Here is a 25,609-nt window from a genome sequence, read left to right on the forward strand (position 1 = left end):
GCGAAACGATGAGTGAATTGATTCGCGTACCCGACATCGGTGGTGGTGAGGGTGAAGTAATCGAACTGATGGTCAAGGTCGGTGATCGCATCGAGGCCGATCAGAGCGTGCTGACCTTGGAATCGGACAAGGCCAGCATGGAAATCCCCGCGCCGAAAGGCGGCGTGGTGAAAAGCCTGAAAGTGAAGCTGGGCGACCGCCTGAAAGAAGGCGACGAACTGTTTGAGCTGGAAGCCGAAGGCGCTACCGAAGCCGCACCAGCGGCGCCTGCCGCAGCACCGGCTGAAGCACCCAAAGCAGCTGCTGCTCCCGCTCCGGCCGCCGCGCCTGCGCCAGCCGCGCAGGCCAGCAGCAGCGTGCAGGACGTGCATGTGCCGGATATCGGCTCGGACGGCAAAGCCAGGGTCATCGAGATTCTGATCAAGGTCGGCGATAGCGTCGAAGCCGATCAGTCGCTGATCACCCTGGAATCGGACAAGGCCAGCATGGAAATCCCCTCGCCAGCTGCCGGCGTGGTGGAAAGCATCAGCGTCAAACTGGAAGACGAAGTCGGCACCGGTGATTTCATCCTCAAACTGAAAGTGGCCGGCGCCGCTGCGGCTCCCGCTGCCGCCGCAGCACCGGCACCAGCCGCTGCACCCGCCGTTGCACACGCCAGTGATGTGCACAAGGTTCCGGCCGGCGCGCATCCTGCGGTCGCCGCCGAAGTCGGTGCGATTGCCTCGCTGGCAGCCGCTGCCGCCAACGTTGCCGCCGCCCCTAAGCGCGACGGCGCCAAGGTGCATGCCGGTCCTGCAGTACGCCTGCTGGCGCGCGAGTTCGGCGTCGAGCTGTCCGCTGTACCGGGCACCGGGCCGAAAGGCCGCGTGCTCAAAGAGGATGTGCAGGCTTACGTCAAAGCGATGATGCAGAAAGCCAAGGAAGCCCCAGCCGCCGGTACAACCGGTGGTGCGGGTATCCCGCCGATCCCGGTGGTGGACTTCAGCAAGTTTGGTGAAATCGAAGAAGTGGCGATGACCCGCCTGATGCAGGTCGGCGCCAACAACCTGCATCGCAGCTGGCTCAACGTGCCGCACGTGACTCAGTTCGATTCGGCTGATATCACCGAGCTGGAAGCCTTCCGCGTCGCGCAGAAAGCCGTAGCGGAAAAGGCTGGGGTCAAACTCACCGTGCTGCCACTGCTGCTCAAGGCCTGCGCCTTCCTGCTCAAGGAACTGCCGGACTTCAACAGCTCACTGGCGCCAAGCGGCAAAGCGATCATCCGCAAGAAATACGTGCACATCGGCTTTGCCGTGGACACCCCGGATGGTCTGCTGGTCCCGGTGATCAAGAACGTTGATCAGAAGAGCCTGCTGCAACTGGCTGCCGAAGCCGCCGCCCTGGCTGAGAAAGCGCGCACCAAGAAGCTCTCGGCCGACGATATGCAGGGCGCCTGCTTCACCATTTCCAGCCTCGGCCATATTGGCGGCACCGGCTTTACGCCGATCGTCAACGCGCCGGAAGTGGCGATCCTCGGAGTCAGCAAGGCCACCATCCAGCCAGTCTGGGACGGTAAAGCCTTCCAGCCCAAGCTGATGCTGCCGCTGTCGCTGTCCTACGACCACCGGGTGATCAACGGCGCCGCTGCTGCGCGCTTCACCAAGCGCCTGGGTGACGTGCTGGCGGACATCCGCACCATGCTGCTGTAACGCATCAACTTTCGAGCAGCCACGCTCGTACCCTCGACCCCGCCCTGTTAGGCGGGGTTTTTTTTAGGCGTGCGCTAGCGATAAAAGCTGCGGAAGGCGATCAGCCTTTCTGCAGATTGCGGATCAGAAAGCTCAGGGCCTTGGCCAGTTCGGCAGCGCCCTTGTGATCGCGCACAATGGTCAGCATTGGGCTGCCATCGTTGGGGTTGTGCAGCACGCAGCTGATGCCGCTGGTCGGGCACTCGTAACGCACGAAAGGATCAACGCCAAACAGCGGCACCCGCTGGTTACGCACAGCAATATCGGTACCCTGCAGGCCGCGAGTTTCCTCACGCAGCAGCAACTCGCCGGACTCGCCCTGACGCAACTGATAGAGCAGGTCCTGGCGTTGCGCCTGGCCGACCTGATAGGCGGCTCGCAGGGCGTAGGTTTTTAGCAGATCATTGCAGTGCGCCAACAACGCCTGGCGGTCATTCTGGGTCAGATAAAGGCGTTTCAATTCGAGCAGATAATTGCCCTGTTCGGCACTGCTCAAACCCGTGTCAGGCTCAGCGGCGAAGACCGTTGAGGTGGCCATACAGCTGCTCAGCAGCACTGCGGATATTAGTTTTCTTGTCAGTCGCAATTGCATGATGCACCCTTACCCGACGCTATAAATGAAGTGAGTCGATTGCCGCTTCGATCAGCATACTGGAAGCCAGCCACCGAATGAAAAGCCATCCCGATGCCGCAAGTCGTTTAGCGGCCGAGGTTGTGACGCAGTTGCCAGTGCCCTCGCGCCTTGGCTTACTGCGTTTCGAGCGCTTGAATGAAGCCAGCTGGGCTCTGCTGTACCTCGACGCAGGCTGCGAACAACAGTTCGGCCTGCCTGCTCACGAACTCTGTTCCCTGCTTGATGCGCCCTACGCCAGCCTGATGGAACCCGCGGTTCGCCACCAGCTGCACGACAACATCGCGCAGCAGCTTGCCGACCGTCGCCACTACAGCGTGCAGTACTGCCTGCACACCCCACGCGGCAGCCTGACGCTGATGGAAGTGGGCGAAGCCTTCAAGCAACGCGGCCGCCAGCTGCTACGCGGCTATCTGCTGGTGATGAACGAGCAGAGCGCCCCGTCGCCACAAACCCTTGAGCTGTACCAACGCAGCCAGGCCGAGTTGCAGGCGCAGCAGCAACGCACACAGGCCCAGCAACAGTTGATCGTCACCCTCGCGCGCCATCACTACGGCGACAACGATCCCTTACGTGAAGCCGCCGAGCTGATTACTAAAAGCGCCTGTGAGTTGTATGGGGTCAGCCGCGTCGGCATCTGGAACCTCAATCAACATGTGCTGCAAGCGGTGGCCCTGTACCAACAGGACCAAGGCCGGCATATCGACCAGGCCGACATCGATGCCAGCCCCTACCCCGCCTACCTGCAGGCGCTGCACAGCGGCCGCGCCCTGGACGCGCATGACGCACACCAGGACCCACGCACCTGCGAGCTGAGTAGCAGCTACCTGCAGCCCATGGGCATCACCGCCATGCTTGATGCCAGCATCCGCATCGCCGGCGAAGTGGTGGGCGTGTTGTGCCTGGAGCATATCGGCACGCCGCGCACCTGGCAGGCCGACGAAATTGCCTTTGCCGGCGAACTGGCCGACCAGTACGCCCAGGTGCTGACCAATCAACAACGGCGCTCCGCGACCAATGCCCTGCACCTGTTCCAGCGCGCCGTCGAACAGAGCTCCAGCGCCTTTATTCTGCTCGACCGCGATGGCCTGGTGGAGTACGTCAACCCAAGCTTTACCGCCATCACCCTGTACAGTGCCAGCGAAGTGCAGGGCCGCCGCCTGTCAGAAATCCCCGCTCTGGAGAACCTCAGCGACCTGCTGTTCGATGCCCGCTCCAGCCTGGCCGAACACAACAGCTGGCAAGGTGAGTTCAAAAGCCGACGGAAGAACCTCGACCCATATTGGGGGCAACTGTCGCTGTCCAAGGTGCATGCCGACGATGGCAGCCTGACCCACTACATCGGCATCTACGAAGACGTTACCGCGAGCAAACAGGCGCAACAGCATATCGAGCGCCTGGCCTTTCGCGACAACCTGACCGGGCTGGGCAACCGCTACGCCTTTATCCGCTCGCTGGAGAGCCACTTCAGCGAACACCCAGGCAAACCAATCAGCCTGCTGCTGGTGGATATCGACAACTTCAAGCGGATCAACGACAGCCTCGGCCACCAGACGGGCGACAAACTGCTGGTCAGCCTGGCGCGCCGTTTGCGCAACACCCTGAGCCCCAGCAGTGTGCTGGCACGTTTTGCCAGCAACGAATTCGCCGTGCTGCTCGAGGTCAATCAGGCCGACAGCCAACTGGTGGCGCAGAAGCTGCTGCACACCCTGGACAAGCCACTGTTTGTCGACAACCAGCTGATCAGCGTCACCGGCTCCATCGGCCTGGGCTGCGCGCCCGAACATGGCGATGACCCGCAGACCCTGATGAAGCACACTGGTCTGGCCCTGCATAAAGCCAAGGCCAACGGCAAAAACCAACTGCAGGTGTTTACCGATACGCTGAACGCCGAGGCGCACTACAAACTGTTCGTCGAGAGCAACCTGCGCCGTGCGTTGATGCAGAACGAGCTGGAGGTGTTCTACCAGCCCAAGCTGTGCCTGAAGAGCGGGCGGCTGCTGGGCCTGGAAGCGCTGCTGCGCTGGCATCACCCGGACAAGGGCATGATCAGCCCGGAAAAATTTATCAGCGTCGCGGAAGAGACCGGGCTGATAATCCCCATCGGCAAATGGGTCACTCGCCAGGCCTGCCGCATGAGCAAGCAACTGATCGCTGTCGGCCACACACCGTTGCAGATGGCGATCAACCTGTCGCCCAAACAGTTCTCCGACCCGGACCTGGTCGGCGAGATCGCCGCCATCCTCCATGAGGAACAGCTCGACCCGGCCCTGCTCGAGCTGGAGCTAACGGAAAGCCTGCTGCTGGAAGCCACCGACGACACCCGCCACCAGCTCAGCCGCTTGAAAAGCCTGGGGCTGACCCTGGCCATGGACGACTTTGGCACCGGTTACTCGTCGCTCAGCTACCTGAAAAAATTCCCCATCGACGTGATCAAGATTGATCGCAGCTTTATCAAGGACATCCCGGAGAATCAGGACGACATGGAAATCACCTCAGCAGTGATCGCCATGGCGCACAACCTGAAACTCAAGGTGGTGGCCGAAGGTATCGAAACAGCAGCGCAGCTGAATTTTCTCCGCCGCCAGCAATGCGATATCGGCCAGGGCTACCTGTTCGACAAACCCATCGCCAGCCGCGACCTACTGGAAAGCCTCAAGCGCTATCCAAATCGAGGCTAGCTGTAACAAGCTCGCCCTTTGATGGTCTATGACACACATGCTTCTGCTGAGGAAATGGCTCATGGTTCTGCGTTCGCAAATTCTCGCCCACAAACTCGAACTGCCCACCGCCGAGCAGGCTCTGCCTGGCCGAGCCGAAGCCATGAAGGTGCCGGCTGCGCATTTCGTCAATGGCAATGCGCTGCAGGGGCCATTTCCTGCGGGTCTTGAACAAGCAGTGTTTGCCATGGGGTGTTTCTGGGGCGCCGAACGACGCTTCTGGCAGCAGCCAGGTGTCTGGAGCACGGCTGTCGGCTATGCCGGCGGGCATACGCCGAATCCAACCTATGAGGAAACCTGCTCGGGCCTGACCGGCCACACCGAAGTGGTGCTGGTGGTGTTCGATCCACAGATCACCAGCTACGCCGCACTGCTGAAAGTGTTCTGGGAGGCGCATAACCCGACCCAGGGCATGCGCCAGGGTAACGACACGGGCAGCCAGTACCGTTCGGCGATCTACTGCTACGGCCCTGAGCAACTAGCCGCTGCACTGAGTAGCCAGGCACAGTTCCAGACCGAATTGAGCAAAGCCGGTTTCGGCGCCATCACCACCGAGGTGCTCGAGGCGCCGCCGTTCTACTACGCTGAGGCCTATCACCAGCAGTACTTGGCGAAGAACCCTGGCGGCTATTGCGGTCTGGGCGGCACGGGCGCCTGTCTGCCGGGCTGATCGAGAGGAAATAGCACAGTGGAACTCAGCAGCATGACCAATCAGGTGTCGACCCAGGCAGCGGCTCAGGCCTCTGCCCTGGCCTCACTGCTGTTGCTGCGCAAAACCCTGGAACTGCAGGCTGCCAGCATCGGCGGCCTGGTGCAGGCCGCCACGCCAGCCAGCGTGCCGAGCAATCCACCGAACCTGGGTAATAGTGTCGACGTAGTGGTTTAGCTCGCGACATCCGCCGTCGCACTGGCGTCGGTAGGCGCTTGTGCCTTCCAGCTTTTCAACAGTTTGCCGACCTTGTAGCCGCGCCAGCCAAGCATGCGCGAGGCAGTCAGCACCCCGGCCATCAGCGCCCCACCCACCCCCGCCGTCACCGTATCGGCGCCGGTCAGGTACAGCCCCTTGATCGGCGTCTGAGTGTGGATCCAGTGCTGCTCAAAGCGCTCAACCGTGTGATCAATGCCGTAGATCTCGCCCTGCTCGTTCCACTGGAACCATTCGGTGGACAGCGGCGTGCCCAGCTCGCAAAAGTCCAGCGCACCGCGCAATTGCGGCTGATGCTGGTAGAGGGTTTCCAGCAGTTGCGCCGTCAACTCGGCCTTGAAGGCGTCATAGTCAGCACCGCGCTTGCCCCAGGTGGTGCCCTTCCACTTAGCAAACCACTCGGGCTGCGTCGGTGCGACGATTTCAACCGTGGCCTTTTTCGGGTACTGCGCATCCCAGGCTGGGTCCTTGGCCGAGGGGAAGCTGATATAGATCAGCGGCATCGCCTGCGTTTCCCCACGATTAAACCGACTGATGTTTTGCTCATGATGAGCGCTCGGATAAACCCAGTAATTGGTCTTCGGCAAATTCAACTCGGCGGCGCTGCCTTTGAAACCCGCATACAGGCACAACGTGGCCTCCGATAACTTAACCTTGCGCAGTTGCGCCAGCAGGCCATAGTCGCTGGCCACCTGTAGTTCGAGCAGACGGGTATAGGTGGGCACCAGACCGGCGCAGCTGACGATCTGCGGTGCGCGAATCTCGAAACCGTCTTTCTGCATGCGTACGCCCACCGCGCGACCGTGCTCCACCAGAATCTTGTCGACCCCGGCATAGGTGAACACCTGGCCGCCAGCCGCTTCGATCACCGGGATAATGCTTTCGGAAATTTTCGTCGCCCCGCCCACCGGGTAATTGCCGCCAGTGATGTAGTGCTTGGCCACCATGGCATGCATGACAAACGCCGCTTCAGCAGGCGGCAGGCCGTAATCACCCCACTGCGCGGTGAGCACGCCGATCAGCTGCTGGTTGTCGGTCAGGCCTTCAAGGACTTCACGGGTGGTTTTGAAGAAGTAATCCGGTAGCCACAACCGGCGCAGCTTGCTGTAGAGCATGCCCACTGAGCGTGGCATTGCCTGACCGGCGAAAAATCTTAGAACCTTGGCACTGACCTCACTGAGCAGGTCGACATAGCGGTCAAGTACGGCGCCTTCTGCGGGAAAATGGCGCAGCATCTCGGCCTTGAACTCCTCGCGCCCAGCCACGTAGTCGTAAGTCTGCTCGCCGATCACGATGCGATCGTAGTGGGCGTCCATTGGTGCCCACTGCAATTGACCGTCACTGATCACATCAAACACCCGGCGAATGGTCGACCAGGGTTTATGCACCTCGCCGATGTAATGCACACCCACATCCCACTCGTAGCCTTCACGTTCGTAGCTGTGGGTATAACCACCGGCGGTGTAATGCTGCTCCAGCACGCACACACGCTTGCCAAGCTTGGCCAGCAGCGCAGCGGTGGTCAGGCCGCCGATACCGGAACCGATGATGATGGCGTCGTAATCACCCTGAACCAGGCGCGGGCGGAAGCGGGTACCGGTACGTTTCATGGGAAGCTCCTGCGTTATTCTTGTTATGCAATTTTTTGCATAATAGGCAGCGACTGGAGTCGATGCAACTTTTTGCATAATCCGTATACTGCGGCGCACTTCAATAGCAGCCAGTGAAACCCGCTTATGTCGCTTAAGCACGCCATCCTTATCCTCCTGGAAAGCGAACCCGGCAGCGGCTACGACCTGCTCAAGCGCTTCAAGGATGGCCTCGGCTACTTCTGGAACGCCAAACATCAGCAGGTTTATCTGGAGCTGAAAAAGCTCAGTGAAGCCGGCTGGCTTGAGTTCGAGGCGCAGGCCCAGGACACCCGTCCGGACAAAAAGAACTACCGCCTCACGCCGGCAGGTCACGCCGAACTGCTGCGCTGGTTGGGCGAGCCGGTGCAGCCAAACAAGATCAACGATGCGTTGCTGGTAAAACTCTATGCCGGTGCGCATACCTCGCTGGATAACCTGCGCGAAGAAATGCAGCGGCATGTCGCCATACACCGCAAGACCCTGGACAGCCTGCTGAATATTGAACGCGAGTACCTGGCCCTGCCCGACGAGCAACGCAAAGCCCTGCGCCTGCCCTACCTGACCCTGCGCCGCGGCATCCTTGGCGAGCAGTCCTGGCTGACCTGGGCAGATGAGGTCGAAGAGGAGCTGCGGAAAAACTAAGCGCCACAGAAGTGGTTGCCGATTGCTGCCAGCTCATAGGCAAACCGCTAGACTGCAAGCCAATAGCCACCATCGCCGATACCCGCATGCCTGCGACCTCCGCCTACATCTCCCCCGATCAGCTGTGCGTCGGCCTGTATATCCAGCTCGAACTGGCCTGGTGGGAGCACAACTTTGCTTTCAGCAATTTCAAGATCAAGGACGAGGGGCAGATCAAGGCCTTGCGCGCCCTGGGCCTGGAGCGCCTGCGCTATGACCCGGCGCGTAGTGATTGTGCGCCGCTGGAGCGCGTGACCGAAAGCGCACCCGCGCCCATCGAGCCAGCCAAGCCCAATCCTGAGGAGGTTGCTCGCCAGCAACGCGCCGCCAAGCTCGGCGCACTGCGCAAACGCCTGGCCGAAGTGGACCGCAAATTCGTTCAAGCGAGCCAGCAGGTCAAAACGCTCAACCAGACCCTACGCAGCCGCCCGGAAGACGCCAGCAAACAGGCCGGTGAAATTGTCGGCGCAATGGTCGAGGCCCTGCTCGGTGGCAGCGGCGCGGTGTTGCACAGCATCAATAGCAAGGTGGCCGAGGACAGCTATTTCCACTCACTGAACGTCACCGTGCTAAGCCTGATGCTGGGTCGCCAGATCGGCCTGGACAGCGAGGATTGCCACATCCTCGGCATGGGCGCGCTGCTGCACGATATCGGCAAGCTCGACATCCCCAGCAAGGTGTTGCTCAAGCCCGAACCGCTGACCCGGCCGGAACAGCAACTGCTGCAACTGCACTGCGAATTCGGCCTGCGCACGGGCCACAAGCTGATGCTGGATGATGAGGTGCTGCGCATCATCAACGAGCACCATGAATACTGCGACGGCAGCGGCTACCCGCGTCAGCTGCGTGAAGCCGCCATCGGCCGCCTGAGCCGCCTGGTGTGCATCACCAACCAGTTCGACAACCTGTGCAACCCGCTCAACCCGCGCGATGGACTCAGCCCGCACGAAGCGCTGGCACTGATGTTCAAACAATACAATGCGCGCTTCGATGCGGTGGCGCTGAAGGCCTTTATCCGCTGCATGGGCGTCTACCCGCCCGGCAGCCTGGTGCAACTGGACGACCAGCGCTACGGCCTGATCCTCGGCATGAACCCGAGCCAGCCGCTGAAACCCACGCTGATTGTCTACAACGCCGCCGTGCCCAAGCACGAGGCGCTAATCCTCGATCTGGAACAGGAGCCACGCCTGGGTATCGCCGCCTGCCTGCGCCCGTCCCAGCTACCGCGCGAGGCGCTGGAGTACCTCAACCCGCGCCAGCAGCTGACGTACTTCGTCGAGCCGAGCAACAGCCGCTAGCTGCCGCTGTTTTCCTCGATCAGCCAATCCAGCCGCCAGCCGCCCTGGCTTTGCCCCAGCAGGTCGGCGAGCCATGGCAGGATCTGCTTGAGCTCGTCTTCCAGGCCCCATGGCGGGTTGCTGATCACCAGGCCGGAGCCGTTCAGCCGCGCAGCTTCGTCGGTGGGGTGTACGTAGAGTTCGATACGCAGCAGCTTGGGCGCCTTGCTCTTTTGCAGGTCGCTGTAGAAACGGCGCAACTGACGCAGGTCTTTGATTGGGTACCAGATCGCCACCACCGCCTGGCGCATGCGGCTGATGGCTTCGCTCAACGACTGGGCGCAGCGTTCCATTTCATCAACTTGCTCGAACGGCGGGTCGATCAGCAGCAGAGCGCGCTTCTCGCGGGTAGGCAGCAGGGCGCGTGGCACATACCAGCCCTCTCCCAGGTGCACGGCCACGCGGCGGTCGCCGTGCATGTTTTCCTTGAGCAGGCGGCCGTCTTCCGGGTGTTTCTCGTTCAGGTGCAGGCGATCTTGCTCGCGGGTCAGCAGGCGCGCCAGCTCCGGTGAGCCGGGGTAATGGCGCAGCTCGCCATCCGGGTTCATCGCACGGATCACTTCCAGATAGTCCAGCAGCGGGTCCGGCACATCGCTGGCCTGCCACAGCCGGGCGATGCCTTCCAACCACTCACCGGTGCGGCTGGCCTGGTCACCGCGCAGGTCATACAGGCCGATACCAGCATGGCTGTCGAGGTAGGCGAACGGCGCCTCCTTGCGTGACAGCAGGGCGATCAGGCGAGTGAGGACGTAGTGTTTCAGCACATCGGCATGGTTGCCGGCATGGAAGGCGTGGCGATAGTTCATTTAGGCGGGCTCCTGTGGCCGGGCAGTTTACCAGTTTGCCAGACGCCGGATGGATCAGTACGGTGGCCGCTGATCCGTCTGGCAAGGGAGAACCAACATGTCATTGCAAGAGCTATTGGGCATTGAGCTACCGCTGATCCAGGCCCCCATGGCTGGCGTGCAGCTGCATGGTTTAGCCGCTGCCGTATCCAACGCCGGCGCTCTGGGTTCGCTGCCCTGCGCCATGCTCGACGCGGCCGGCTTGCGTAAGGAACTGCAGGCGCTCAGCGAGAAAACGCGCAGGCCCTATAACCTGAACTTCTTCTGCCACACCCCACCAGCCGTCGACACTGCTCGCGAAGCAACCTGGCGCGAGGCGCTGAGCCCTTACTACGCCGAACTCGGCATTGACCCCGCGACCATCGCCAGCGGCCCCGGCCGCCAGCCGTTCAGTGCCGAGATGGCTGATCTGCTGGATGAATGCAAACCCGCCGTGGTGAGTTTCCACTTCGGCCTGCCCTCGGCTGAGCTGTTAGCACGGGTTAAAGCCTGTGGAGCCAAAGTGCTCAGCTCGGCGACCACGGCGGCGGAAGCGCTGTGGCTCGAAGCCAATGGCGCGGACGCGATCATCGCCCAGGGCCTGGAAGCCGGCGGCCATCGCGGCATGTTCCTTAGCGATGAGCTGAGCAGCCAGCTCGGCACCTTCGCCCTGCTGCCGCAGATCGTCCAGGCGGTGCGCGTGCCGGTGATTGCTGCCGGTGGCATTGCCGATGCGCAAGGTGTTCGCGCGGCCATGGCCCTCGGTGCGGCCGGGGTGCAGATCGGCACCGCCTACCTGTGCTGTGATGAAGCCAGCACCAGCGCCATTCACCGTGCGGCCCTGCATAGCCCGGCAGCACAGCACACGGCGCTGACCAATCTGTTTAGCGGCCGTCCGGCACGTGGCATCGTCAACCGAGTGATGCGCGAGCTGGGTCCACTCAGCCCGCTGGCACCGGCCTTCCCACTGGCGACGGCGGCCATTGCCCCGCTGCGAGCCAAAGCGGAAAGCCTGGGCAGCGGCGACTTTTCGCCGCTGTGGGCGGGGCAGAATGTCAGTGGTTGCAAGCCTATTGGTGCCGCCGCGTTGACTGCCGAACTGGCCCGTGGCTTTTCTAGCTGAGCCTCTATCACGCTTATTGATAGTGCTGGGAGCCACGCGCACGGCTGCTTAGACTCGCTGCATCGCAACCGGAGGTACACCCATGTCCGAGTCCCTGCTCAGTTCCCGCAACCTGGCCTTTGAGCTGTATGAAGTGCTGGACGCCGAAGGCCTGACCCAGCGTGAGCGTTTCGCTGAACACAGCCGCGAAACCTTTGACGCGGCCATCGACACCGCCCGCAGCATCGCGGAAAACCTGTTCGCCCCGCACAACCGTAAGAATGACGAACACGAGCCGGAGTACGTCGACGGCGCAGCGGTGCTGATCCCCGAAGTCAAACCGGCGGTGGATGCCTTCCTCGAGGCCGGCTTCCTCAACGCCACCCGCGAATTCGACGTCGGCGGCATGCAGCTGCCCAACCTGTTGTCGCAGGCCTGCTTCGCCCACTTCCAGTCGGCCAACGCGGCGACCACTTCGTACCCGTTCCTGACCATGGGCGCGGCCAACCTGATCGAGAACTTCGGCACGGCCGAGCAGAAGCAGCGTTTTCTGCAGCCGATGATCGACGGCCGCTTCTTCGGCACCATGGCCCTGACCGAGCCGCATGCCGGCTCCTCGTTGTCGGACATCCGCACCCGCGCCGAACCGGCCGAAGACGGCACGTACCGGCTCAAGGGCAACAAGATCTTTATCTCCGGTGGCGACCACCCACTGTCGGAAAACATCGTGCACATGGTGCTGGCCAAGCTGCCGGATGCCCCACCGGGCGTGAAAGGCATCAGCCTGTTTATCGTGCCCAAATTTCTGGTTAACGATGACGGCAGCCTGGGCAAGCGCAACGACGTGGTGCTGGCCGGGCTGTTCCACAAGATGGGCTGGCGCGGCACCACCTCCACTGCATTGAACTTCGGCGATAACGACGATTGCGTCGGTTATCTGGTGGGCAAGCCGCACCATGGCCTGGCCTATATGTTCCAGATGATGAACGAGGCGCGCATTGGTGTCGGCATGGGCGCAGTCATGCTCGGCTACGCCGGCTACCTGTACTCGCTCGACTATGCCCGCCAGCGCCCGCAAGGCCGCCTGCCCGATGGCAAGGACCCTACCTCCAGCCAGGTGGCGATCATTGAGCATGCTGACGTGCGCCGCATGCTGCTGACCCAGAAAGCCTACGTGGAAGGGTCCTTCGACCTCGGTCTGTACGCCGCGCGGCTGTTCGACGACACCCTGACCCTGGAGACCGAGGAAGAACGGCGCATCGCCCTGGAGCTGCTCGACTTGCTCACCCCGATCGTCAAATCCTGGCCGTCAGAGTTCTGCCTCAAAGCCAACGAGCTGGCCATCCAGATTCTCGGCGGCCACGGCTACACCCGCGATTACCCGGTGGAGCAGTACTACCGCGACAACCGCCTCAACCCGATCCACGAAGGTACGCACGGCATCCAGTCCCTCGACCTGCTCGGCCGCAAGGTCTCGATGAACGGCGGTGCGGCACTTAAGCAGCTGCTCAAGCTGATCCACGGCACCTGCCAGCGCGCCGAAGCCCACGCCTCGCTGACCGCCCTGCGCCAGCCGCTGGAGCAACTGCTGGCACGCCTGCAAACCGTGACCCTGGCACTTCTAGGCGACCTGATGAGCGGCAAGGTCAACGAAGGCCTGGCCAACTCGGCGCTGTACCTGAAGGTATTCGGCCATACCGTGATCGGCTGGCGCTGGCTGGAACAGGCAATCCGCGCGGAAGAAGGCCTGGCGCGCGGCAACAGTGCCGATGTCGACTTCTACCAGGGCAAGCTGCAGGCCGCACGCTACTTCCTGACCTGGGAAGTGCCGAGCTGCCACCACGACCTGGCGATTCTTGAAGCCCGCGACGATACCTGTCTAGGCATGCAGGACGCCTGGTTCTGAACCCAGCGAAGCGCTGTTGAAACTGACGCCCCGCTGAACGCGGGGCGTTTTTTTTGAGCGCGGTGTGAAGGCAGCGGTTAGAATCTCTGGCACGCGCCATGCATAGTGGCACGCTCACCAACCCGCACGGAGTACGCGCCTTGGATGCCAGCACCATCAATAATCTGTTTTTGATCGGTGGCGTTCTGGTCGCAATGAGCATCCTGGTCAGTGCATTCGGCTCGCGCTTCGGCATCCCCATTCTGGTGATCTTTCTCGCTGTCGGTATGCTCGCCGGCACCGACGGCCCTGGCGGTATTGTCTTCAACAACTACCCACTGGCCTATCTGGTCGGCAACCTGGCGTTAGCCATCATCCTGCTCGACGGCGGCATGCGTACGCGGGTCTCCAGCTTTCGCGTGGCCTTGTGGCCATCACTATCCCTGGCCACCGTCGGCGTCCTGATCACTGCCGGCCTGACTGGCGTAGCAGCGGCCTGGCTGTTCGACCTGAGCTGGATGGAAGGCCTGCTGATCGGCGCCATCGTCGGCTCCACCGATGCCGCTGCGGTATTCAGCCTGCTCGGCGGGCGCGGCCTCAATGAGCGGGTCAGCGCCACTTTGGAAATAGAATCCGGCAGCAACGATCCGATGGCGGTGTTCCTCACCGTCACCTTGATCGCCATGCTCGCCAGCGGTCAGGACGGCCTGAGCTGGGGCTTGCTGGTGCAGTTGCTGCAGCAGTTCGGCATCGGTGCACTGTTCGGCCTCGGTGGCGGCTGGCTGCTGCTCAACCTGATCAACCGTATGGAACTGGCCAACGGCCTTTATCCGCTGCTGGTGGTCAGCGGCGGTTTGATCATTTTCGCCATCACCACCGCCGTCGGTGGCAGCGGCATTCTGTCGATCTATCTGTGCGGCCTGCTGCTCGGCAACCGGCCGATTCGCTCGCGCCACGGCATCTTGCACATGCTCGACGGCCTCACCTGGCTGGCGCAGATCGGCATGTTCCTGGTTCTCGGTCTGCTGGTCACCCCGCACGAGCTGCTGCCGATTGCCTTGCCGGCTCTGGGCCTGGCGCTGTGGATGATTCTGTTCGCCCGCCCACTGTCGATCTTTATCGGCCTGCTGCCCTTCAAGGCCTTCCATGACCGCGAACGCGCCTTTATCGCCTGGGTCGGCCTGCGTGGCGCGGTGCCCATTATCCTGGCGGTGTTCCCGCTGATGGCCGGCCTGCCGAATGCCCAGCTGTTCTTCAACGTGGCGTTCTTTATCGTGCTGGTTTCGCTGTTGCTGCAGGGCACCAGCCTGCCGTTTGCCGCCAAGTTGCTGCGCGTGACCGTCCCACCAGAGCCCGCACCGGTATCGCGCGCTGGCCTGGACGTGCATCCGACCAGCCAGTGGGAGCTGTTTATCTACCGCCTCGGTGCGGAAAAATGGTGCATCGGCGCGCCTTTGCGCGAACTGAAGATGCCCGAAGGCACGCGTATCGCCGCGCTGTTCCGCGGCAAGGAACTGCTGCACCCCTCCGGCAGCACGACTCTGGATGCCGGCGACCTGCTCTGCGTGGTTGGCCACGAACATGACCTGCCCGCCCTCGGCAAACTGTTCAGCCAGGCGCCAACGCGCGGCCAGGACCTGCGCTTCTTCGGTGACTTCGTACTCGAAGGCGATGCCGAACTGGCCGCCATCGCCGCACTCTACGGCCTGCAACTGCAAGGCGCCGAAGGCCAGCTGCACCTGGGCCGCTTTATCGCGCACAAGATTGGCGGCTCGCCAGTTATCGGCGACCAGGTGGAATGGCAAGGCCTGACCTGGACCGTGGCCGCCATGGAAGGGAACAAGATCCGCAAGGTCGGCGTCAGATTCCCCGAAGGCAGTCGCCCAGGCCCTGGGCTCTTCCTTTAAGCGCGGGGTTACGCCCAGCGCTGTTGCGTTAAAAAGCGCAGCACAAGAGCGTAATCTAGCGCCCCAAAGCCGTTATATGCGGCACAGGCGCTTAACCTGGCGCCTGTTAAACTCAGCCTCTTTTCGAGCCAACGATCGTCACTATGCCCTCTCTTCGCACTTATCTTGCCGTCGCACTGCTCGGGCTGTGCCTGAGCGCCCCGCTGCTCCAGGCTGCCGAGCCACCCAGCCGAGCTGACGTACAAAGCAGCCTGGACAACCTGGCCGACCGCAAACTGCCGGAAGCCGAGCAGCTGGCCGTCAAGCAGACCCTGGAGAAAACCCTGGCGCTGCTGGATGAAAAAGCCGACAGCGAGCAGCGCCGTGCCGACCTTGAGAAACAGCTGCAGCAAGCTCCACGCCTGATTGGCGAGGCGCAGCGCGATTACGAGCGACTGAAAAACAGCACACCCACCCAGGTCAATCTGCGCTACGGCAAAAGCACACTGCCGCAGCTCGAACAATTGCTCGCCGATCGCAACGCACAACTCAACGAGTGGCAGAAGCAGATCATCGAGGCCAACAGCCTGGTGATCACCGCGCAGACTCGTCCGGAACGCGCCCAGGCAGAAATCAGCGGCAACCAGACCCGCAGCCAGGAAATCAACAGCATCCTGAAAAGCGGCCGCGATGCCAGCAAACCGCTGAGCAGCGAGCGGCGTAACCAGCTGAATGCCGAACTGGCCAAGCTCGATGCGCAAACCCAGCTGCGCCGCCAGGAACTGGCCGGCAACAGCCTGCTTCAGGACCTCGGTAACAGCCGTCGCAGCCTGCTGGAAGAGCGCATCAAACGCCTTGAACAGGAACTGCTCGACCTGCAGAACCTGATCAATGAAAAGCGCCGCGACCTCTCCGAACAAACCCTCGCCGAACAGTCACGCGAGGTCGAAAAGGCCGGCACCGACAGCCTGTTGGCACAGGAAAGCGCAATCAACCTGAAGCTCTCCGATTACCTGCTGCGCGCCACCGATCGGCTCAATGAACTGACCCGCCTGAATCTGCAGACCAAACAGCAGCTCGACAGCCTGAGCCAGAGCGACCAGGCCCTGGAAGAACAGATCAGCGTGCTGCAAGGCAGCCTGCTGCTCTCGCGCATCCTCTATAAGCAGCAGCAAGCCCTGCCGACACTGAAGATCGACAGCAACCTGCCCGATCAGATCGCCGACCTGCGCCTGTACCAGTTCGAGCTCAACCAACAGCGCGAAGCCATCAACAACCCCAGCGTGTATGTCGACAACTTACTCAGCGCACAGCCCAACGAGGCCGGCAACCAGGCCCTGCGCACCGACCTGCTGGCCATCGCCGATACCCGCCGCGAGCTGATCGACCGCCTTAACCGTGAGCTGAACGCCCTGCTCAATGAGTCGATCACCCTGCAGCTGAATCAGAAACAGCTGAAAACCACCGCCGAAACCCTGCGCGCCACCCTCGACGAGCAGATGTTCTGGATCCCCAGCAACAAGCCGCTGGATCTGGAATGGATCAAGTCCGTGCCGCGCCTGCTCGAACGGCAAATTGCCGAACTGCCCTGGGGCTCCAACCTGCGCCAGCTGGGCGCGGGTCTGACCGAACGGCCGCTGCTGTTCCTGCCCCTGCTGCTGCTGATTGCGCTGTTGCTGTGGCGCCGCGGCTACCTGTACCGCAAGCTCGCAGAACTGCATCAAGACATCGGCCACTTCAAACGCGACAGCCAGTTGCACACGCCGATGGCGATCATGCTCAACGTATTGCTGGCCCTGCCCGGCACGCTGTTCCTGGCGCTGTGCGGCTTTGCCCTGCAAATGGATGCCCGCGGACAGAACGCCAACCTGGGTGAGGCGCTGTTCCAGATGGCCCAGGCCTGGCTAGTGTTCTACACCCTGTACCGCATCCTCGCCGATGGCGGCGTGGCCGAGCTGCACTTCCGCTGGGGCCGCTCACAGGTGGCCTTCCTGCATCGCCAGGTACGCCGTCTGGGTCTGGTGGTCATGGCCATGGTCGCCGTGGTCACGGTGGCCAAGCACCAACCGGCCGGCCTGGGCGATGACGTGATAGGCCTGACCGTGGTGCTGACCTGCTACGCACTGATGGTCTGGCTGCTGCACAAACTGCTACTCACCGGCCCGGCCCGCGAGCATGCCTCAGCCTTTCGCATGCTGATCGGCATCGGCCTGAGCCTGCTGCCATTGGCACTGATCATCGCGGTCGGCCTCGGCTACTACTACACCGCACTGAAACTCAGCGACCGTCTGATCAACACCCTGTATCTGCTGGTGATCTGGCTGATCATCGAGGCCACCTTCGTGCGCGGCCTGGGCGTGGCAGCACGTCGCCTGGCCTACCAGCGCGCCACGGCCAAACGCCAGGCACAGAGCAAGGACAGCGGCGAAGGCACGGAGACCGTGGTCGAGGAGCCGACCCTGGATATCGAACAGGTCAACCAGCAGTCGCTGCGCCTGATTCGCCTGGCCCTGCTCGGCACCTTTATCGCGGGCTTGTACTGGGTCTGGGCGGACCTGATTTCGGTATTCGCCTACCTCGACAATATCGCCCTGTACGAATACAGCAGCGGCAGCGGCGATGCCGCCACCCTGGTGCCGATCAGCCTCAGCGATGTGCTCGGCGCACTGATCATCGTCGGCATCACCATCGCCCTGGGGCGCAACCTGCCCGGCTTGCTCGAAGTACTGGTGCTCTCCAGGCTGAACCTGGCTCAGGGCAGCGCCTACGCCACCACCACCCTGCTGTCCTACCTGATCGTAGCCATCGGTTTTGTTACCACCCTGTCGACCCTCGGCGTCAGCTGGGACAAGTTGCAATGGCTGGTCGCCGCCCTGTCGGTGGGCCTGGGCTTCGGCTTGCAGGAAATCTTCGCCAACTTTATTTCCGGCCTGATCATCCTGTTCGAACGCCCGGTGCGCATCGGCGACGTGGTGACCATCGGCAACCTGTCCGGCACCGTGAGCAAGATCCGCATTCGCGCCACTACCATCACCGATTTCGACCGCAAAGAAATCATCGTGCCGAACAAGACCTTCGTCACCGACCAGCTGATCAACTGGTCGCTCAACGACACGGTTACCCGGGTCATCGTGAAGATCGGCGTAGCCTACGAAACCGACCTGCCGCTGGCGCGTAAGCTGATGATGCAGGCCGCCGAGGAAAACCCGCGGGTACTGCGCGACCCAGCACCGCTGCTGTTCTTCCTGACCATCAGCGCCAGCACCTTCGACTACGAACTGCGCTTCCATGTGCGCGAGCTGGGCGACCGCAACGCCGCCACCGATGAAATCCTCACGCGCATTGCCCTGAGCTTCCGTGAGCACAACGTGGAAATGGCCTTCAACCAGGTCGAGGTGATGATCAAGAACCTGCACGGCCAGGAACTCAACCTGACCACCGGACAAATGGTGGCCGCCACAGCGGCAGCCGATGCACAGCAGGGACAATTACCACCACCGACACCTGCAATCGACCCGCAGTAGCTTGCCGCCAGGCCCGCCAGCGCGGGCTGCCACCTCATCACTGCCGGGCCGTATGTACCCGGCTGGAGCCTGACCGTGAAGCCGCTTATCGAGCTGCAGTTCAACAATCGTTTTGCCCGCCTCGGCGACGTATTTTCCACCCATGTGTTGCCCGAGCCGATTGCCGAGCCGCGCCTGGTCGTTGCCAGCCCGGCCGCCATGGCCTTGCTGGATCTGGACCCGAGTGAAGCCGAGAGCGAGGTGTTTGCGCAGATTTTCGCCGGGCACAAGCTATGGAGCACCGCCGAGCCCCGCGCCATGGTCTACTCCGGGCATCAATTCGGCGGCTACAACCCGCGCCTGGGCGATGGCCGTGGCCTGCTGCTGGGTGAGGTCATCAACGACGCCGGCGAGTACTGGGACCTGCACCTCAAAGGCGCCGGACAAACGCCCTACTCGCGCATGGGCGACGGCCGCGCGGTGCTGCGTTCATCGATCCGCGAGTTTCTCGCCAGTGAACACCTGCACGCCCTCGGCATCCCCAGCTCGCGTGCGCTGTGTGTCACCGGCTCCAGCACCCCGGTGTGGCGCGAGAAGCAGGAACGCGCGGCGATGGTGCTGCGCCTGGCACCCAGCCATATCCGCTTCGGTCACTTCGAGTACTTCTATTACACCCAGCAACATGAGCAACTCAAACAGCTGGTCGAACATGTGCTGCACTGCCACTACGCCGACTGTTTGCAGCAGGAGCAGCCGTATCTGGCAATGTTCCGCGAAGTCATCGAACGCAACGCCACGATGATCGCCTACTGGCAGGCCTACGGTTTCTGTCATGGCGTAATGAACACCGACAATATGTCGATCCTCGGCATCACCTTCGATTACGGTCCCTACGCCTTTCTCGATGATTTCGATGCCCAGCACATCTGCAACCATTCCGATGACAGCGGCCGTTACTCGTTCAGCAATCAGGTGCCGATCGCCCAGTGGAACCTCGCAGCCCTCGGCCAGGCCCTGGTGCCGCTGGTGGATATCGAAGCGCTACGGGAAACCCTCGGCCTGTTCCTGCCCCTGTACCAGGCGCACTACCTCGACCTGATGCGCAAGCGCCTGGGCCTGCTCAGTGCCGATGAAGGCGATGAAGCCCTGGTGCAGCGCCTGCTGCAACTGATGCAGAGCAGCGCGGTGGATTACACCCTGTTCTTCCGCGAACTCGGCGACAGCCCGGCCGCGCAAGCCGTAGCGCGTTTGCGCGACGATTTCACCGACCTGGCAGGTTTCGACGCCTGGGCCGCTGACTACCTCGCGCGCAGTGCACGCGATGGCGACGACACGGAGCAACGCCGTATGCGCATGCACGCGGTCAACCCCAAGTTCATCTTGCGCAACTACCTGGCGCAGCAAGTGATCGAAGCCGCCGAGCAAGGCGACTACGCCCCGGTGCGCGAACTGCATCAGGTGCTATCGCGGCCCTTCGACGAGCAGCCCGGCCTTGAACGCTACGCCCAGCGCCCGCCTGAATGGGGCAAGCACCTGGAAATCAGCTGTTCGTCTTGAGCAGCGCTCAAGCCCCCAGCATCCACTCCAGCCCCATGGCCACATGCAGCTCGGTGCTGTCGAGCAGCGGCAGCGGGGCGTCAAAGCCATCGAGCAGCAAACCGATCTCGGTGCAGCCGAGGATGGCCACCTCGGCGCCCTGGGTTTGTAGCGTGCGCAAGCAGTCCAGATAGAACGCCCGCGCCTGCGGCAGAAACTGGCCCTGGCACAGCTCGGCAAAGATCACCCGGTCGATTTCCGTCATCTGCGCCGCGTCCGGCGTAATCACCTCAATCGCAAAGCGCTCGGCCAGGCGCTGGCGGTAGAAATCCTCCTGCATGGTGAAACGCGTGCCGAGCAAGGCCGCGCGGCGCACACCCTGGCGTTGTAGGGCCTGACCAACCGCATCGCCGATATGCAGCAGCGGTATCTGCACCGCCGCCTCGATGGCCGGCGCCACCTTGTGCATGGTGTTGGTGGCCAGCAGCAGGGCCGTTGCTCCCGCCCGTTCAAGCCCCTCAGCCGCCTGTGCCAACACGTGCCCAGCCGCCTGCCAGTCGCCACACCGCTGCAGCTCGGCGATCTCGGCAAAATCCACGGAATGCAACAGCAGCGGTGCCGAGTGCAAACCGCCGAGTCGCTCGCGCACGCCCTGGTTGAGCAAGCGGTAATAGCTGGCCGTCGACTCCCAACTCATGCCACCGAGAATACCTAGTTGGCGCATATGCCCTCCTGCTCACGAAAGCCTTGAGCCTAATCCGCCACCGGCCCAACGCACAGGCACAGTGCGCGGTAGAGCGGCCGGTACAGCCTTATCTATTAAATCGAAAAGGCATATAAACCTTCCCAAACATTCTTAGACTCTCTAAGCAGCAACCCTTATCTTCTCCGCCTTGCGTGGCCGCCACGTCTGCATCGCGCACCCGATACCTCACACGAGACTCGTCCGCTTACGCTAAGGATGTTCATGTTCTGGGACTCTCTTCCTCTGCCCCTGCTGTTTGTCGGCGCCCTGCTGATCTGGGTGCTGTACGCCTTTGTGCGTGAGAAGTGGAGCCCGGACATCGTCGCTGCCATCGCCGTGGCGGCGCTGCTGATCACTCAGCTGCTGACGCCTGCGGAAGTGCTCAGCGTGCTGAGCAACTCGGCGCCGGTGACCATCGCCTGCATGTTCGTGCTCTCCGCTGCGCTGGAGCGCACCGGCTGCATCGACGCCCTGGGCAACTGGCTGGGCGACCTGGTCGGTACCAGCCCGATTCGCGTACTCACCGGGCTGACCGTCACCGCCCTGGTGATTTCCGCCTGCCTGAACAACACCCCGGTGGTGGCCATTCTGACTCCGGTGGCGATTTCCCTGGCCCGCCGCGCCGGCACCTTGCCGTCGAAACTGCTGATTCCGCTGTCCTACGCCACCATCCTCGGCGGTACCCTGACCATGATCGGCACCTCGACCAATATTCTGGTCGACGGCGTGGCGCGCAAGGCGGGCCTGGAGCCCTTCGGCATCTTCGAGATTACCGGCGCAGGCCTGATCATGGCCGCCTTCGGCATGGCCTACCTGCTGACCATCGGCCATCGCCTATTGCCTGAGCGCGAAACCCTGTCCAAGCAGCTGCGCCCGAACCTCGACCGCACCTTTATGACCGAGCTGCTGGTGCCGCAGAATTCTCCGGTGATCGGCAAAACCCTGCACGAAGCCAACCTCAATGGCGGCAGCGGCTTGCAGGTGCTGAAGATTTTCCGCGACGAGCAGGAACTCACCGAGCCGGCCCACGACACCCTGCTGGTGGCGGGCGATCAACTGGTGCTGCACGGCCAGGTCAAGGATGTGGTGGAGCTGCGCGAAAGCGGCCACCTGATTTTCAACCGCAGCGATGCCTTCGAAACCATCAGCAGCCATGATGTGATCCTCGCCGAGGCCATCGTCGGGCGTAACTCGCGCTACAGCCACCGGCCGATGCGCGACCTCGACCTCACCGCACGCTATGGCATCGCCGTGCTCGCCGTGCACCGTCAGGATGAGAACATCCAGGGCAACCTGGATGACTTCGAACTGCAGTTCGGTGACGTGATGCTGGTGGAAGGTACGCCGACGCAGATCAAGCGTTTCGCCGACAACGGCGAGTTGATCAGCCTCAACGCCGTGCAGGAGCGCGCGTTCCGCCGCGACAAGGCACCGATCGCGATCATCGCCACCCTGGCGGTGATGATCCTCGCCGCGTTCGGCGTGATGCCCATCGAAGGCCTGGCGATCATCGGCGCGGTGACCGTACTGGCGACCCGCTGCCTGGACGTGGAAGACGCCTACAAGGCAGTAGACTGGAAAATTCTCAGCCTGATTTTCGGCATGCTGGCCATCAGCATCGCCATGGACAAGGTCGGTCTGGTCAGCATGATGGTCAGCAATGTCATGGGCCTGATGCCCTGGGCCGGCCCACTGCTGATGCTGTCGTTTATCTACCTGTTCACCTCGATCCTCACCGAGGTGCTGTCAAACAACGCGGTGGCGGTACTGGTCACGCCAATTGCCATCGGCATGGCCCAGCACCTCGGCGTCGACCCGCGCGCCTTTGTGGTCGCCGTGATGTTCGCCGCCAGCGCCAGCTTCGCCACGCCCATCGGCTATCAGACCAACACCTTCGTCTACAACGCCGGCGGTTATCGCTTTACCGACTTTATGAAGGTCGGCATTCCGCTCAACCTGCTGCTGTGGGTGGTGGCCAGCTTTGTCATTCCCTGGTTCTTCCCGCTGACGCCGGTTTGACGGCATAAGCGGCGAATATATCGATCTAACCCAAGGCCCGTTTCATTGCGCCAGCGCATTGACCGGGCCTTGCTGCTTTCTCCATGCTGCGTATCTTTCAATCTGCCCTGAAGGAACGCGCGCATGAAATTGGAAACCCTGGCCATCCACGCCGGCTACAGCCCCGACCCGACCACCAAGGCCGTGGCGGTGCCGATCTACCAGACCAGCTCCTTTGCCTTCGACGACACCCAGCACGGTGCCGATCTGTTCGACCTGAAGGTCGCCGGCAACATCTATTCGCGGATCATGAACCCGACCAACGCCGTGCTCGAAGAGCGCGTGGCTGCGCTGGAAGGTGGCGTCGGCGCGCTGGCCGTGGCTTCGGGCATGGCCGCGATCACCTACGCGATCCAGACCGTCGCCGAAGCCGGTGACAACATCGTCTCGGTGGCCAAGCTCTACGGCGGTACCTACAACCTGCTGGCCCACACCCTGCCGCGCTTCGGCATCGAGACCCGCTTCGCCGCCCATGACGACATCGCCGCCCTCGAAGCGCTGATCGACGACAAGACCAAAGCCGTGTTCTGCGAATCCATCGGCAACCCGGCCGGCAATATCGTCGATCTGGCCGCACTGGCCGCCGCTGCGCACCGCCATGGCGTGCCGCTGATCGTCGACAACACCGTGGCCACGCCGATTCTCTGCCGCCCCTTCGAGCACGGTGCCGACATCGTCGTGCATTCGCTGACCAAGTACATCGGCGGGCACGGCACCAGCATCGGCGGCATCGTCGTCGACTCCGGCAAATTCCCCTGGGCCGACAACAAGGCGCGCTTCCCGCTGCTCAATACGCCCGACCCGTCCTACCACGGCGTGACCTACACCGAGGCCTTCGGCCCGGCGGCCTTTATCGGTCGCTGCCGCGTGGTGCCGCTGCGCAACACCGGCGCGGCGCTGTCGCCGTTCAATGCCTTCCTGATTCTGCAAGGCCTGGAAACCCTGGCCCTGCGCATGGAGCGTCACTGTGAGAACGCGCTGAAGGTCGCCCATTACCTGCAGAACCACCCGCAGGTGGCCTGGGTGAAATACGCTGGCCTGCCCGATCACCCCGAGCACGCCCTGGCGCAGCGCTTCTGCGGCGGCAAGCCGGCGTCGATCCTGTCCTTCGGCATTGTTGGCGGCCAGGCTGCCGGCGCGCGCTTTATCGATGCGCTGCAGCTGGTGGTGCGTTTGGTGAATATCGGCGATGCCAAATCGCTGGCCTGCCACCCCGCCTCGACCACTCACCGCCAACTCAATGATGAAGAGCTGGAGCGCGCCGGCGTACCGCGCGACATGGTGCGCCTGTCGATCGGTATCGAGCACAGCGACGACATCCTCGCCGACCTGGCCCAGGCTCTGGACGCTGCGGCGGGCTGATCGCCCTTGATATCCGCACAAGCGACTCCAGATAAGGGATAACCGCCTCTGGAGTCGCCCATGTCCAACCCTCTGCTGATCCCCTGCCCACAGTGCAACGGCCTTAACCGCATTCCCGCCGAGCGCTTGGGCGATGCGCCGCGCTGCGGCCGTTGCAAATCGGAGGTGCTGCCCAGCACACCCTTCGAACTGACCCAGGCCAACTTCGATGCGCAGAACAAGGGCGACCTGCCGCTGCTGATTGATGTGTGGGCCAGCTGGTGCGGCCCGTGCCGTAGCTTTGCCCCCATCTATGAGCAGGCCGCCGCGCAGCTGCAAGGTCACTGCCGCCTGAGCAAACTGGACAGTGAAGCCAACCCGCAGCTGTCGGCAGAAATGGGTATTCGCTCGATCCCGACGCTGATCCTGCTCAAGGGCGGTGTCGAAGTCGCCCGGCAGAGTGGCGCACTGCCCCTGCCACAACTGCTCGGTTGGTTGCGCCAGCAGGGCATTTGAGCGGATCGGTCAATCACGCCACGGCATTGCGGTCATTACCCCGGTAATGACCAACCTTTAGGCTGGCTGCACAACAATAGGTGTGGAGCCAAGCATGACGATGCCAATCGAACTGATCCGCCAGCTCACCGAAGAACAGATCGCCTTTGTCCAGCGCAGCGGGCTCAAGGCCGAAGTGCTGGAAGCTGGCCACGTGCGCCTGCGTATGCCGCTGGCGGGTAACCAGAACCATATCGGCAGCATGTATGCCGGTGCACTGTTCACCCTGGCGGAAATTCCCGGCGGTGCGCTGTTTCTCACCAGCTTTGATGCGCAGCGCTTCTATCCCATCGTCAAGGAAATGAACCTGCGCTTTCGTCGGCCCGCCAGCGGCGACATCTGGGTCGAGGCGCACCTTACAGCGGAAGAAATCCAGCAGCTGCAAAAGCAGGCAACAGAACTGGGCAAAGCCGAGTATGTTTTACAGTTGCAGCTGACCGATGAGAGTGGTGAAGTAGTGGTCGAGAGTCGCGGCCTGTATCAATTACGCGCACGCTGACACCTGACCTTGCCCTAGGTCAA

General features: G+C 62.4%; 19 protein-coding genes. 15 read left to right on the forward strand and 4 right to left on the reverse strand.

The genetic code is table 11. The annotated features are described in order from the left end of the window. The first annotated feature begins 8 nt into the window (after positions 1-8). Positions 9-1,688 carry a dihydrolipoyllysine-residue acetyltransferase gene (gene aceF / locus RHP75_RS18590; RefSeq protein ID WP_311089493.1) on the forward strand — a complete coding sequence of 560 codons (1,680 nt, stop codon included), beginning with the start codon at positions 9-11 and terminating at the stop codon, positions 1,686-1,688. Positions 1,689-1,788: 100 nt separating this feature from the next. Here the strand turns inward: aceF and RHP75_RS18595 are convergent, their stop codons facing one another. Next, on the reverse strand, positions 1,789-2,265 hold the full coding sequence (locus tag RHP75_RS18595; RefSeq protein ID WP_311089494.1) for a hypothetical protein: 477 nt from the start codon (positions 2,263-2,265) through the stop codon (positions 1,789-1,791). A 131-nt stretch (positions 2,266-2,396) separates the two neighbouring features. Here RHP75_RS18595 and RHP75_RS18600 point away from each other — a divergent pair, with 131 nt between their 5' ends. The 3 genes from RHP75_RS18600 to RHP75_RS18610 all read left to right on the forward strand — a co-directional run bounded on the left by RHP75_RS18600 (position 2,397) and on the right by RHP75_RS18610 (position 5,964). After that, positions 2,397-5,039, forward strand: a complete 2,643-nt coding sequence (locus RHP75_RS18600) for an EAL domain-containing protein (protein WP_311089495.1) — start codon at positions 2,397-2,399, stop codon at positions 5,037-5,039. Between the two features lie 61 nt (positions 5,040-5,100). After that, positions 5,101-5,748 (forward strand): peptide-methionine (S)-S-oxide reductase MsrA, encoded by a 648-nt coding sequence (msrA, locus tag RHP75_RS18605; protein ID WP_311089496.1) that lies wholly within the window; start codon positions 5,101-5,103, stop codon positions 5,746-5,748. A gap of 18 nt (positions 5,749-5,766) precedes the next feature. Beyond that, positions 5,767-5,964 carry a putative motility protein gene (locus RHP75_RS18610; RefSeq protein ID WP_311089497.1) on the forward strand — a complete coding sequence of 66 codons (198 nt, stop codon included), beginning with the start codon at positions 5,767-5,769 and terminating at the stop codon, positions 5,962-5,964. Here the strand turns inward: RHP75_RS18610 and RHP75_RS18615 are convergent. After that, the gene (locus tag RHP75_RS18615; RefSeq protein WP_311089498.1) at positions 5,961-7,613 is read right to left on the reverse strand and encodes an NAD(P)/FAD-dependent oxidoreductase; all 1,653 of its coding nucleotides are present in this window, start codon (positions 7,611-7,613) and stop codon (positions 5,961-5,963) included. The genes RHP75_RS18610 and RHP75_RS18615 overlap by 4 nt on opposite strands. Positions 7,614-7,739: 126 nt before the next feature. On the opposite strand from RHP75_RS18615, the gene RHP75_RS18620 reads away from it, so the two are divergent. Continuing rightward, positions 7,740-8,276, forward strand: coding sequence for a PadR family transcriptional regulator (locus RHP75_RS18620; protein ID WP_311089499.1), 537 nt, complete (start codon positions 7,740-7,742; stop codon positions 8,274-8,276). An 86-nt stretch (positions 8,277-8,362) separates the two neighbouring features. After that, positions 8,363-9,613 (forward strand): HD domain-containing phosphohydrolase, encoded by a 1,251-nt coding sequence (locus RHP75_RS18625; RefSeq protein ID WP_311089500.1) that lies wholly within the window; start codon positions 8,363-8,365, stop codon positions 9,611-9,613. Here the strand turns inward: RHP75_RS18625 and RHP75_RS18630 are convergent. Next, the gene (locus RHP75_RS18630; RefSeq protein ID WP_311089501.1) at positions 9,610-10,458 is read right to left on the reverse strand and encodes a 23S rRNA (adenine(2030)-N(6))-methyltransferase RlmJ; all 849 of its coding nucleotides are present in this window, start codon (positions 10,456-10,458) and stop codon (positions 9,610-9,612) included. The genes RHP75_RS18625 and RHP75_RS18630 overlap by 4 nt on opposite strands. 97 nt (positions 10,459-10,555) lie before the next feature. On the opposite strand from RHP75_RS18630, the gene RHP75_RS18635 reads away from it, so the two are divergent. The 5 genes from RHP75_RS18635 (at position 10,556) to selO (ending at position 20,409) form a co-directional block, all read left to right on the forward strand. Continuing rightward, complete coding sequence (locus tag RHP75_RS18635) at positions 10,556-11,599, forward strand: nitronate monooxygenase (RefSeq protein ID WP_311089502.1); 1,044 nt, start codon at positions 10,556-10,558, stop codon at positions 11,597-11,599. 82 nt (positions 11,600-11,681) lie between these two features. Continuing rightward, entirely contained in the window at positions 11,682-13,484 is a 1,803-nt protein-coding gene (locus RHP75_RS18640) for an acyl-CoA dehydrogenase (protein ID WP_311089503.1), read from the forward strand. A gap of 140 nt (positions 13,485-13,624) precedes the next feature. Further along, complete coding sequence (locus tag RHP75_RS18645) at positions 13,625-15,370, forward strand: potassium/proton antiporter (RefSeq protein WP_160090030.1); 1,746 nt, start codon at positions 13,625-13,627, stop codon at positions 15,368-15,370. Positions 15,371-15,513: 143 nt separating this feature from the next. Beyond that, on the forward strand, positions 15,514-18,873 hold the full coding sequence (gene mscK, locus RHP75_RS18650) for a mechanosensitive channel MscK (RefSeq protein WP_311089504.1): 3,360 nt from the start codon (positions 15,514-15,516) through the stop codon (positions 18,871-18,873). 75 nt (positions 18,874-18,948) lie between these two features. Further along, a complete protein-coding gene (gene selO / locus RHP75_RS18655; RefSeq protein ID WP_311089505.1) occupies positions 18,949-20,409 on the forward strand; it encodes a protein adenylyltransferase SelO in 1,461 nt (486 codons plus the stop codon). A gap of 7 nt (positions 20,410-20,416) precedes the next feature. On the opposite strand, the gene RHP75_RS18660 is transcribed toward selO, so the two are convergent. Beyond that, positions 20,417-21,112: an aspartate/glutamate racemase family protein gene (locus tag RHP75_RS18660; RefSeq protein ID WP_311089506.1), complete on the reverse strand. Its 696-nt coding sequence runs from the start codon at positions 21,110-21,112 to the stop codon at positions 20,417-20,419. 243 nt (positions 21,113-21,355) lie between these two features. Between RHP75_RS18660 and RHP75_RS18665 the strand changes: the two genes are divergently transcribed. The 4 genes from RHP75_RS18665 to RHP75_RS18680 all read left to right on the forward strand — a co-directional run bounded on the left by RHP75_RS18665 (position 21,356) and on the right by RHP75_RS18680 (position 25,586). After that, entirely contained in the window at positions 21,356-23,152 is a 1,797-nt protein-coding gene (locus tag RHP75_RS18665; protein WP_311089507.1) for an SLC13 family permease, read from the forward strand. 123 nt (positions 23,153-23,275) lie between these two features. Beyond that, positions 23,276-24,553 carry a bifunctional O-acetylhomoserine aminocarboxypropyltransferase/cysteine synthase gene (locus RHP75_RS18670; protein ID WP_311089508.1) on the forward strand — a complete coding sequence of 426 codons (1,278 nt, stop codon included), beginning with the start codon at positions 23,276-23,278 and terminating at the stop codon, positions 24,551-24,553. Between the two features lie 60 nt (positions 24,554-24,613). After that, positions 24,614-25,048 (forward strand): thioredoxin TrxC, encoded by a 435-nt coding sequence (gene trxC / locus RHP75_RS18675; RefSeq protein ID WP_311089509.1) that lies wholly within the window; start codon positions 24,614-24,616, stop codon positions 25,046-25,048. A gap of 94 nt (positions 25,049-25,142) precedes the next feature. Next, entirely contained in the window at positions 25,143-25,586 is a 444-nt protein-coding gene (locus RHP75_RS18680) for a YiiD C-terminal domain-containing protein (protein WP_311089510.1), read from the forward strand. Positions 25,587-25,609: the final 23 nt, after the last annotated feature.

Source organism: Pseudomonas sp. SG20056, assembly GCF_031764535.1.
In the GTDB taxonomy this organism is placed as follows: domain Bacteria; phylum Pseudomonadota; class Gammaproteobacteria; order Pseudomonadales; family Pseudomonadaceae; genus Aquipseudomonas.

What these genes read in the sequence shown, in the direction of transcription:
- RHP75_RS18615 (WP_311089498.1), bottom strand. Translation starts at nt 7,613, where the DNA reads ATGAAACGTACCGGTACCCGCTTCCGCCCGCGCCTGGTTCAGGGTGAT.
- RHP75_RS18620 (WP_311089499.1), top strand. Translation starts at nt 7,740, where the DNA reads ATGTCGCTTAAGCACGCCATCCTTATCCTCCTGGAAAGCGAACCCGGC.
- msrA (WP_311089496.1), top strand. Translation starts at nt 5,101, where the DNA reads ATGGTTCTGCGTTCGCAAATTCTCGCCCACAAACTCGAACTGCCCACC.
- RHP75_RS18635 (WP_311089502.1), top strand. Translation starts at nt 10,556, where the DNA reads ATGTCATTGCAAGAGCTATTGGGCATTGAGCTACCGCTGATCCAGGCC.
- RHP75_RS18640 (WP_311089503.1), top strand. Translation starts at nt 11,682, where the DNA reads ATGTCCGAGTCCCTGCTCAGTTCCCGCAACCTGGCCTTTGAGCTGTAT.
- RHP75_RS18660 (WP_311089506.1), bottom strand. Translation starts at nt 21,112, where the DNA reads ATGCGCCAACTAGGTATTCTCGGTGGCATGAGTTGGGAGTCGACGGCC.
- mscK (WP_311089504.1), top strand. Translation starts at nt 15,514, where the DNA reads ATGCCCTCTCTTCGCACTTATCTTGCCGTCGCACTGCTCGGGCTGTGC.
- RHP75_RS18665 (WP_311089507.1), top strand. Translation starts at nt 21,356, where the DNA reads ATGTTCTGGGACTCTCTTCCTCTGCCCCTGCTGTTTGTCGGCGCCCTG.
- RHP75_RS18595 (WP_311089494.1), bottom strand. Translation starts at nt 2,265, where the DNA reads ATGGCCACCTCAACGGTCTTCGCCGCTGAGCCTGACACGGGTTTGAGC.
- RHP75_RS18600 (WP_311089495.1), top strand. Translation starts at nt 2,397, where the DNA reads ATGAAAAGCCATCCCGATGCCGCAAGTCGTTTAGCGGCCGAGGTTGTG.
- RHP75_RS18625 (WP_311089500.1), top strand. Translation starts at nt 8,363, where the DNA reads ATGCCTGCGACCTCCGCCTACATCTCCCCCGATCAGCTGTGCGTCGGC.
- aceF (WP_311089493.1), top strand. Translation starts at nt 9, where the DNA reads ATGAGTGAATTGATTCGCGTACCCGACATCGGTGGTGGTGAGGGTGAA.
- RHP75_RS18680 (WP_311089510.1), top strand. Translation starts at nt 25,143, where the DNA reads ATGACGATGCCAATCGAACTGATCCGCCAGCTCACCGAAGAACAGATC.
- RHP75_RS18630 (WP_311089501.1), bottom strand. Translation starts at nt 10,458, where the DNA reads ATGAACTATCGCCACGCCTTCCATGCCGGCAACCATGCCGATGTGCTG.
- trxC (WP_311089509.1), top strand. Translation starts at nt 24,614, where the DNA reads ATGTCCAACCCTCTGCTGATCCCCTGCCCACAGTGCAACGGCCTTAAC.
- RHP75_RS18670 (WP_311089508.1), top strand. Translation starts at nt 23,276, where the DNA reads ATGAAATTGGAAACCCTGGCCATCCACGCCGGCTACAGCCCCGACCCG.